The 9,795-nt window shown below is 49.5% G+C and carries 9 protein-coding genes and 2 pseudogenes; 6 read left to right on the top strand and 5 right to left on the bottom strand.

All coding sequences use genetic code 11. From position 1 onward, the window contains the following. Positions 1-1,689: prolyl oligopeptidase family serine peptidase (locus tag ERD80_RS11430; RefSeq protein ID WP_136546971.1), on the top strand; the 1,689-nt coding region annotated here is incomplete at its 5' end. Here ERD80_RS11430 and exoX read toward each other — a convergent pair. Both exoX and ERD80_RS11420 read right to left on the bottom strand, forming a co-directional pair. Continuing rightward, positions 1,683-2,351: an exodeoxyribonuclease X gene (exoX, locus tag ERD80_RS11425; protein WP_136546970.1), complete on the bottom strand. Its 669-nt coding sequence runs from the start codon at positions 2,349-2,351 to the stop codon at positions 1,683-1,685. The two genes, ERD80_RS11430 and exoX, sit on opposite strands and share 7 nt — an antisense overlap. 3 nt (positions 2,352-2,354) lie before the next feature. Next, positions 2,355-2,585 carry a DNA polymerase III subunit theta gene (locus ERD80_RS11420; protein WP_010616356.1) on the bottom strand — a complete coding sequence of 77 codons (231 nt, stop codon included), beginning with the start codon at positions 2,583-2,585 and terminating at the stop codon, positions 2,355-2,357. A 153-nt stretch (positions 2,586-2,738) separates the two neighbouring features. Here ERD80_RS11420 and copC point away from each other — a divergent pair, with 153 nt between their 5' ends. The 4 genes and pseudogenes from copC (at position 2,739) to ERD80_RS11400 (ending at position 5,792) form a co-directional block, all read left to right on the top strand. After that, on the top strand, positions 2,739-3,116 hold the full coding sequence (copC, locus tag ERD80_RS11415; RefSeq protein WP_127834156.1) for a copper homeostasis periplasmic binding protein CopC: 378 nt from the start codon (positions 2,739-2,741) through the stop codon (positions 3,114-3,116). Further along, entirely contained in the window at positions 3,116-3,997 is an 882-nt protein-coding gene (gene copD / locus ERD80_RS11410) for a copper homeostasis membrane protein CopD (RefSeq protein WP_127834155.1), read from the top strand. Before copC ends, copD begins: the two co-directional genes overlap by 1 nt. Before the next feature lie 28 nt (positions 3,998-4,025). Continuing rightward, positions 4,026-4,373 carry a YebY family protein gene (locus ERD80_RS11405; protein ID WP_059009741.1) on the top strand — a complete coding sequence of 116 codons (348 nt, stop codon included), beginning with the start codon at positions 4,026-4,028 and terminating at the stop codon, positions 4,371-4,373. 358 nt (positions 4,374-4,731) lie between these two features. Then, positions 4,732-5,792: pseudogene (locus tag ERD80_RS11400) on the top strand (phage portal protein). Here ERD80_RS11400 and ERD80_RS11395 read toward each other — a convergent pair. From ERD80_RS11395 to ERD80_RS22485, 3 genes are all read right to left on the bottom strand, one after another. Further along, positions 5,789-6,445 (bottom strand): HNH endonuclease, encoded by a 657-nt coding sequence (locus ERD80_RS11395; RefSeq protein WP_136546968.1) that lies wholly within the window; start codon positions 6,443-6,445, stop codon positions 5,789-5,791. The pseudogene ERD80_RS11400 and the gene ERD80_RS11395 overlap by 4 nt on opposite strands. After that, the gene (locus ERD80_RS11390; RefSeq protein WP_136546967.1) at positions 6,438-7,700 is read right to left on the bottom strand and encodes an AAA family ATPase; all 1,263 of its coding nucleotides are present in this window, start codon (positions 7,698-7,700) and stop codon (positions 6,438-6,440) included. The genes ERD80_RS11395 and ERD80_RS11390 overlap by 8 nt, the downstream gene beginning before the upstream one ends. Before the next feature lie 574 nt (positions 7,701-8,274). Continuing rightward, positions 8,275-8,451: a hypothetical protein gene (locus tag ERD80_RS22485; RefSeq protein ID WP_168926270.1), complete on the bottom strand. Its 177-nt coding sequence runs from the start codon at positions 8,449-8,451 to the stop codon at positions 8,275-8,277. A 678-nt stretch (positions 8,452-9,129) separates the two neighbouring features. Between ERD80_RS22485 and ERD80_RS11385 the strand changes: the two are divergent. Beyond that, a pseudogene (locus ERD80_RS11385) lies at positions 9,130-9,795 on the top strand (hypothetical protein); the annotation flags it as partial.

Genomic DNA, 9,795 nt, shown 5'->3' with positions numbered 1-9,795 from the left:
GACTTTTACACCATGGGCACGCTGGATATCAGCCCGGATAACCAGGTGATGGCGCTGGCGGAAGATTTTCTGTCGCGCCGCCAGTACGGCATTCGCTTTCGTAATCTCAACAGCGGCAGCTGGTATCCGGAGGTGCTGCGCGACGCGTCCTCCAGCGTGGCGTGGGCCAACGACTCACGCACCCTCTACTACGTACGCAAGCATCCGAAAACGCTGCTGGCTTATCAGGTGTGGCGTCACGAACTGGGGCATCCGCAGTCGGAAGATCAGCTAGTGTATGAAGAGCAGGATGAGTCTTTCCACCTCAGCGTGCATAAAACCACCTCGGAACACTTCATCCTGATCGCGCTGTTCAGCACAACTACCAGTGAAATTCTGCTGATTGACGCGGAATATCCGGACGCACAGCCGCAGGTGTTTTGTCCGCGGCGGCGCGATCATGAATACAGCATCGATCACTACGATCACCAGTTCTTCATTCGCTCCAACCGCGACGGCAAAAATTTCGGCCTGTACCGCAGCGCCTGGCTGGCTGAAGATCGCTGGCAAACCCTGATTCCGCCGCGCGACCACGTAGTGATGGAAGATTTCCAGCTGTTTCGTAACTGGCTGGTGGTCGAAGAGCGTCAGCGCGGGGTAAACACGCTGCGCCAGATTAACTGGGCGAGCGGCGAGAGTTACGGTATTGCCTTTGACGATCCGGCCTATGTCACCTGGCTGGCCTACAACCCCACGCCGGAAAGTGACACGTTGCGCTACGGCTACTCGTCGATGACGACGCCGACCACGCTGTTCGAACTGAACATGGAGACCGGCGAGCGGCGCATTCTCAAGCAAACCCCGGTGCCGGGCTTTGACTCTGCCGACTACAAAAGTGAACACCTGTGGATCACGGTGCGCGACGGCACGGAAGTGCCTGTCTCGCTGGTTTATCACCGCAAACACTTTCAGCGCGGCGCCAATCCGCTGCTGGCGTACGGTTACGGCGCGTATGGCAGCAGCATGGAGGCCAGTTTTGGCACCAGCCGCATCAGTTTGCTGGAGCGCGGTTTCATCTACGCGATTATCCACGTGCGCGGCGGCGGCGAGCTGGGCCAGCAGTGGTATGACGATGGCCGGCTGCAACATAAAATGAACAGCTTCACCGATTTCATTGATGTTACCGAAGCGCTGGTGGCGAAAGGTTACGGTAACCCGCAGCAGCTGTATGCCATGGGCGGCAGTGCCGGTGGCTTGCTGATGGGCGGCGTGCTGAATATGGCGCCGCAGCTGTTTCACGGCGTGATCGCTCAGGTGCCGTTTGTCGATGTGGTCACGACCATGCTCGATCCGTCGATTCCGCTGACCACCGGTGAATATGATGAGTGGGGCAATCCGGAGCAGGCGGAATTCTATCGCTACATCCGCCAGTACAGCCCGTATGACAACGTGACGGCGCAGGCGTATCCGCACCTGCTGGTGACCACCGGGCTGCACGATTCGCAGGTACAGTACTGGGAGCCGGCGAAGTGGGTGGCAAAGCTGCGTGAGCTGCGCACCAACGATGCGCTGCTGTTACTCTGCACCGATATGGATTCCGGCCACGGCGGCAAGTCAGGACGTTATAAATCCTATGAAGGCGTGGCGCAGGAGTTCACTTTCCTGATCGCCCTGGCGCAGGGCACGCTGCCGCCACGCAGCGATTACTGAGTGTCCTTAACGTATTTGCGCAGCGTCTGCCGCAGCGGCGCGCGCAAATCACGTACGTTTTCCAGTACCCAGCGCAGATAGCCCGGATCTTTACGCGCGATGCTGCCGATGCTCTGACCACGATACTTACCAAACGGGAACACCTCGTCGCTGACCGGCGCCGGCTGGCAGCGACTCACCATCTCGCTGGCGCTCCAGCCGGAGATTTCCATAATGCGGATCAGCAGCGCGGCGGTGATGTAGCAATCGTACAGCGCGCGGTGCGCGTGCAGATCATCCGGCGGCGACACCTCGAGTTTGAGGCTGTGGCGCAGAGCCTGATTACCGTATTTAATGCCCGGCCACAGCTGGCGCGCCAGCGTCATGGTGCAGATCCATTCGCCCGGCATCGTCGGCAGCATGCGCCGGTCAAAGCTGGCGTTATGCGCCACATAGTGCGGGCTACCGTGATAGCGGCCAATCGCCTCTTCGATGGTCGGCTTGCCCACCACCATGGCTTCAGTGATGCGGTGCACCGCCATCGCCTGACGACTGATGGGCCGATCCGGGCAGATCAGATCGCTCATCGGATTGACGATCTGGCCGTCAATGACATCCACCGACGCCACTTCCACCACGCCGCCCTGCAGGCCACAGGTTTCCGTATCGATTACGCGTAACATAAATTATTTCTGCTTAGGTTCGTAGGGCAGGCGGGAGAGGCTGAGCGATGCCTGGCGATAGGCCATCAGGCGCTGACGGAACCAGTCGCGCAGCGCTTCCGGCTGCTCGCGCTCCACCATCTCGGCGATCACCGGCATGTTGTAGCGCTCTTTAAACGCCACGCCAGCGGCGGCGAGATCGACGTTAACTTTGTCTTTCTCTTCCTGCGACAGCAGGGCAAGGTTTTGGCTCATGCTTTTCTCCTGATAAACAGGGGCAAAAATAATGGTTTCGCCCTGCTGGATCAAGGGAATTGGATCGCACCGCAAGTCTCGACAGCCTAAAAGCAGCGGCGTATCCTGCTGCCACATTTGCGGCGCAGTGCCGCAGTTAAAAGGGAAGACGTGATGATGAAAACTGCATCCAGGCGCGTTATCGCGCTACTGCTGGCGGGCGCGACGCTGGGCTTCAGCCAGCTGGCTCTGGCACATGCCCACCTCAAAGCCCCGGTGCCGGCGGATAACGCCATGGTGGAGCGCGCGCCGCAGCAACTCACCCTGACATTCACCGAAGATATTGAACCGGCATTCAGCGGCGTGGAAATGATCAACGCGCAGCAGCAGCCGGTGGCGCTGGAGAAAGCCCAGCTGAATCCGCAGCAGCACGATCAGCTGATTGTGCCGATCGCCCAGCCGCTGGCGTCGGGTCATTATCAGGTCAACTGGCACGTGCTGTCAGTGGACGGCCACAAAACCAAAGGTAGCTACAGCTTCAGCGTGAAGTAATGAGTCTTAGCGCGTTCTGGATCGGCCTGCGGGCGCTGCATTTTCTGGCGCTGTTTCTGCTGACCGGCAGTGCATTTTATACCGCGCTGCTGGCGCCGGCGCGCTACCGACCGCTGCTGGCCCAGCGCTGGCGGCGGCTGATGGGATACAGCGCCGTGCTGAGTTTACTCAGTGCGCTGTTGATGCTGGCGGCGCAGACCGGGCTGATGAGCGGCGACTGGCGCAGTATCGCCAGCATCGACGTCTGGCTGGCGGTGCTGGGCACGCGCTTCGGCGCGGTGTGGCGCTGGGTTATCCTGTTTGCCCTGCTCAGCACGCTGGCGCTGCGCCTGCGGGGTAATCTGCGCCAGCAGGCGTTACTGGCGACTGCGCTGTTGCAGCTGGTGGCACTGGCGGGCGTCGGCCATGCGGCGATGCGCGATGGCATGCCGGGACTGCTGCAGCAGGGGAATCATGCGCTGCACCTGATCGCGGCCGCCTTCTGGGCCGGTGGTCTGCTGCCGCTACTGCTATTGATGCGCGAGGCGCGTAACATTGCCTGGCGCACCGATGCCATTCGCAGCATGATGCGCTTTTCACGCTATGGTCATCTGGCCGTGGCGCTGGCGATTGTTACCGGCACGGTCAACAGCCTGCTGATTGCCGGCACGCCGCTCAACTGGACCGCCACGCTGTGGAGCGAGTTGCTGGTGAGCAAAGCGTTGCTGGTGGCACTGATGGTGCTGATTGCGCTGCTTAATCGCTATCTGCTGGTGCCGCGTTTTCGCCTGGCCGCCAGCCGGGCACCGAAACTTTTTATCCGCCTGACGCAGCTCGAGCTGCTGCTGGCGTTGATTGTTATCGGGCTGGTGAGCGTGTTTGCCACGCTTTCGCCGGCCTGAATCTGTTAAAAGATGAGATGAGGTCGAGATTTTGCTGAAGAAACTGATTCCAGCTGGGTTACTGATGGCGTTGTGCAGCCAGGCGTTCGCCGGGCAGATTATCACCGTCAGCCGTTTTGAAATGGGCAAAGATAAGTGGCCGTTCACCCGTGAAGAGGTGATGCTGACCTGCGAGAAAGATGGCGCGCTGTTTGCCATCAACCCCAGCACGCTGCTGCAGTATCCGCTCAATGATAAAGCGCTGGCGCGCGGCAATGCCGGGCAGGGCACATTGCAGTCCATCGATACCATCCTTGCCGCCGATAAAGCGCATCCGGGACAAAAAATGAGCCTGCAGCCGATCGTCGATCGCGCCCAGCAGCTGTGCGGTAAATAATCCCTGCATTTTCAGGCGTAGCGCACATTTTTGCCGCTGCGCCTGCCAGCCGTTAGTGCCAGCCCGATCACAGAGTTGGCAGCTTTTGCCGGCGGCGAAGCCCGCTGGCTGGAAAATCACCGATGCTGGTCTACCTTTAAAAGGCAAGGCGTCCTCGCCTGCAAAAATGCCAACTTTTAGCGCACGGCTCTCAACGAGCCATTTCCCTGGACCCGATACAGGAATCGTATTGGGTCTTTTTTTGTTTACTGTTGGTTATCAATAATTTAACTATTTATCAATGAGTTATTGCCAATTCTGTTACGCCGTGTTCTACCCTGTTACAATCTCAGTCGCCACTTTGTCGCCATTTTTACTGATGAGCAAACGCAACCGCGGCAAGGCATTCACCGCACAATCTCAGCCCGCGCAGGACGCAAAGCAGCCGTTCGAGGCGTTTACCTTTGGCGAGCCGACGGCGGTACTCGATAAGCGCGACATCATGAATTATGCCGAGTGCATCCATAACGGCTGCTGGTACGAGCCATTGGTCAGCTTCCACGGACTCGCCATAAGCCTGCGCTCAGCGGTACATCATAGCTCGCCACTCTATGTGAAGCGCAATATTCTCGCTTCAACGTTTATCCCGCACCCGCTGCTGTGTCAACAGGAGTTCAGCAAGTTTGCGCTTGATTACCTGAGGTTTGGTAACGCCTTTATGGAATTGCGCCGCAATGCGCTAGGCAAATCGATGCGCCTGGAAACCTCACCGGCCAAGTACACGCGACGTGGCGTGGAGGAGGGCGTTTACTGGTTTGTGAATGAGTGGAAGGAAGCGCAACAGTTCGAAGCGGATCAGGTTTTCCACTTGATTGAGCCGGACGTGAATCAGGAGTTGTACGGTTTGACGAAATACCTCAGTGCGCTGAATTCCGGCTGGCTGAATGAAGCGGCGATGCTATTTCGCCGCAAGTATTACCAGAACGGTGCATACGCAGGTAATATCCTGTATATGACTGACGCCGCGCAGAGCAGCAGCGATATCGAGCGCATGCGGCAGGTGATGCGCGACGCTAAAGGGATCGGTAACTTCCGCACCCTGTTCATTTACGCGCCTACCGGCAAGCTGGACGGGATTAAGATTCTGTCGTTCAGCGAAGTTGCAACAGGTGATGACTTTTTCAACATAAAGAAGACCAGCCGTGATGATCTGCTGAGCGCGCGCCGGTGCCGCCGCAGATGATGGGAATTATCCCCGACAACACCTGTGGTTTTGGTGATGCTGTGAAGGCAGCGCAAGTATTTGTACGCAATGAACTGACACCACTTCAGAAAAGGATCAAAGAAATCAATGAATGGATAGAGGATGATATTGTCCAATTCAAAAATATATCTTTTGAAATTGTTAAGGCAGGTTCACCTGCCTTTATAAAAGGTTAATAAATTTCTTCTACCAAAAATCTGAGCTTATCATCTTCAAAAAGTACATCTCGCATGAATGCCGAATAAGGTGCATCAGGTTTTATTAGCAACCTCATTCGCTCAAGCGCATCTTCCTTTTCAGCAGGTAAGCTTTCATTTGAATACCATCTTCTGACATATTCCTGAAGTCTATTCAAACTTTCAAAAATCTTCACCCTCAGAAACTCAGCACTCACAGCTTTATTAACCGTCCCCTTGCCATTATAAACCTTCCTGAGTAAATCAACTGTACTTTCTATTTTAGGATTGTCCCCCCTAGCCTCAACAACAATACTACCAGCATAAGGGGTGTAAGGAGGTAATAACCTCAAGGAACGATATACATCATCATTCTCATCACAACAATCAAGTAGATTGTTATAACGATCTCCCTTTATATTATTACATCGACTACAAACAAAATATAAATTCTTCCACGCAAATTTCTTATCAAGATCATTAAGATGAGCAACAAAGTGCTCCACATTTACATCTTGCGGTGACTTGGTCTCACATATATAGCACTTATCATGAAATGCTTCTTTTAGGCTATCATATACATCTTGCCCATCATAACGTGTCTGTCTTGCTAAAGATGCTGGGGCTGCAGCTGGTCGGATAACATTAAACACCTTTACCTCCACCAGTATGCTTCATCATATTTATTTCAGCAGTTTTCAAATAGAACTTACTTTCTTCATCCAATTTGTTTTCATGCTGCTTAAGCATAGATAATATACTTTCAATCTCATGTTTGTTATTTTCATAATTACTCGTGAGTGCATTCAATCTATACATTTTCTCCATTAATACTTGAGATACCGATGAAGTATTGAACAAACCTTCTGCAACGGCCTCATATGAATAGAGAGACAAGTCCTCCACCTGCTCATGCTTAGAAAGGTCATAAATGACTGCATCATTGACTGACATCACCACAAAAGGCGAATGAGTTGTAACAATAAACTGAACTAATGGAAATGACTTAGTCAGAAAACTCATAATCTTTTTTTGAATTGAAATATGGAGGTGAGCATCTATTTCATCAATAAACACAATGCCTGTTAATTCGTCTGGAGATATTTCATTTGCTTCAATGTTCATCAAAAGCTCCGCATATATACACATGACGGCAGAAAACCCTGATGAAAGATTTTGGAATTTATAAGGCTCTTTATTATCCTGAACTATTTCAAATGAAGAACTTTTAACTTTAAAGTTCAATTTAAGAGATTTGTCTTCAAATAGTTCACCTAAATCACTCTCTAATTTATCAAACCACCCCTCTATTTTACTGGCACTATCTAAATCCCCATCTTCTGTAATATACATCGCCCGAGCTTGCTTTAATGCAACCAAATATTCTTCAAAATATGACGCTTTACTATCCCCGCGCTGACTCGAGTGAGTAATTAAAGATTTAGCTGCATTTTTAATTGACTCCAAGGACCTGATTGAATTCGCCGCATGAATAGTAGAGTTTCTGAAGGCTGGAAAGTTCATTAATACACTTTTACCTGTATGATAACTAGCCGTAAAAAGCCCTTGATCATTACCATCAAAAATAATGTTAAACTTCTTTCTGCGTTCTCTTTCCTCAATCAATTGGGGTAAATAACTCGTATAATGAGACCAGTTCTGGGTTCCAACTTGAGTGTGTTCAAGGCTTTGCTCAATATGTTTAATTTCAGTGTTAATCTCAGAATCCGTTTTATAGCTTCTCTCTGCCACACGACTGAAAATTGTTTCAAAAAGCCTCACAAGAAATCTTGTTTTTCCACAGCCATTGCCTCCGGTTATTATTAAATTTCTATTATTAAGAATTATATTATCAATTATACCTGAGAATTCATTTTCCAAATAGATCTTTTGAATTCCTTTAAACATATCAACCTCTACAAATCATATTGGTTAACAAAATAGTAAAACATTTTGACTAAAATTAACTTTAAACCCAATAGAAATCTAGCCATGAAAGTAATCTTCATTATGAACAATTGGTCTCTAAGAACTAAGGTCTGAACGTGAGTAACTTGCTTGAACATCAAACATACATTAACTTTCTTACTTGATCATTATGTATTTATGATGCCATCAAGTGAACCTAGTAGAAGTGTATTACTCAGTTAGGCAATTTTCGAAATTTCACAGCACTTTTTCATATAAGCCAGATAACACCCTGTAAAAATCACCCCAGTCATCCCTTGGGATTAGGAAAGATTGGCAATACAAAGATGTTAACATGCTCGCGCGCAATGCTATCCCCGCCACGCCTGCCCGCTTTATGCATCGTTTTTAATGCAGATGCATGCGCCTCGTCAAGTCGCGCCAGCTAGGGTCGCTGTAGCTATCGGTGATCCTATCTGGGTCATGCAAAATCATGCACAAGAATGCGCTTCGCAGCAGCATGAAAAAAGCCACCGAAATGGTGGCTCAGGGCAGGGGAGTTACTGAGAAGAAGTCATTTAGCCTGGCGGAAAATGGCATCCTGATAAATCGCCGTATCAATCTTTCCGGCCATCTCACCGTTCATTAACAGAGCCATTTTTAATTCATCTTCTTTGCAATATTCGACAAGTGATACGTCAGCAATAAACTGGATTCTTACTTCGGTCTCGCTGAGATTATCTATATCCATCAGGCGATTAACTCCTCTCATTTATCAATATCTGTATATATATACAGTATCACAATGATAAGAAACCGTTAAGAATCTTGCAGCTCGGATTAGTCCGGCCGCTGCTTTAATAAGCAGCGCTACTAGTTTTCTGTCGTTTAGCTAGTGCGGCTAATCGTTCAAAAACTGTTGATGGCTTCTTTCTGTCCCGGAGCAGATGCCCGCTGCTACCACTCTAGAATGGCTGCTCACCAACTTTGAGTTTACGGCTGCTCATCATCCAGGTGTTCTCACCTTCGGACAGGTTCAAACGCGAGACATCGAGAAACATCTACTTAAGCTGCTCTCGTTTCTGCAATTGCAGGGCGCTTGGTGTTTGTGGGGACTTATTTACTGTTTAATTGCTATGCTTTCGTGCATTCGGCGCAAAATACGCCGCCTTTTTTCTGGTGTAGGTGGCCGTGACAAATCGAGAGGCACATCAACTGGCGGTGAGGCCGTACAGTATTGACAGAATTGCAAGAGGGCGCAGACGCGCCCTTTAAGTCAACAGCCAAATCAACGGCACGCTTCGGCATATTCTTTCACTGAGTCGGACTGTTTGGATGTGATAGAGTATATGATGACATAATCGTTCGAACTACAGGAGAGGCTAGCTTGTCACGCAGAGGCTCAAGCTATTAGTCAAAAGAATAAAATATGGAATACATTAAAAAAAAATTGGTAATGGATATTGGTAATCAAGATGATTTGTCCAATTCCTTAAGCATGTATACGATTTTTCATCATCTGATTCCAGAGTATAAATTTGTTTTTTCTTCGCCCAAAGGGCCATATCCTGGATTTCAATCCAATATGAAATTTAAAAATGGCGCTTCCATTCGATCTTTGTTTAATGATGAGAATGTGATAGTAATGGATCCCGATACAATAGGTGAAATGTTTGGTGAAGGGGTCTCTACATTTAAAATTGATTATTCAATATCTTTGGATAGTCAGGCCTTGAGTTATCTTCAGCCTTATATTAATGGCAAGAAAGCAGGGCTGGATGATGATATTGAGGAGATATTTAAATTTATATCTCATGAAAATACGCAGGTCGATTCTGTTTTATATGAAATTGAAAATCTAAAAAACATGGATGACAGTAGTAATCATCATAAGATATTTGACAAGTTGTTAGGTTATGAGTTTATAAAGAAATTTGATACTTATAAGTTTTACCAAACAGGTTGTTTAAGCAGCAAAATGTCGAAAGCTGAGCTTCTTCTTAATACAGATCGGCATTTTGGAAATATGCTTCGTAAAAATAAAAATGAAGAATTTAGAAAGGCTATCTTAGAAAGATATAACCATATATATATT

Source organism: Pantoea sp. R102 (genome assembly GCF_004916815.1).
Taxonomy (GTDB): domain Bacteria; phylum Pseudomonadota; class Gammaproteobacteria; order Enterobacterales; family Enterobacteriaceae; genus Pantoea; species Pantoea dispersa.
Note: the sequence above shows the minus strand (reverse complement) of the source record. Positions and strands in the feature narration are given on the sequence as shown.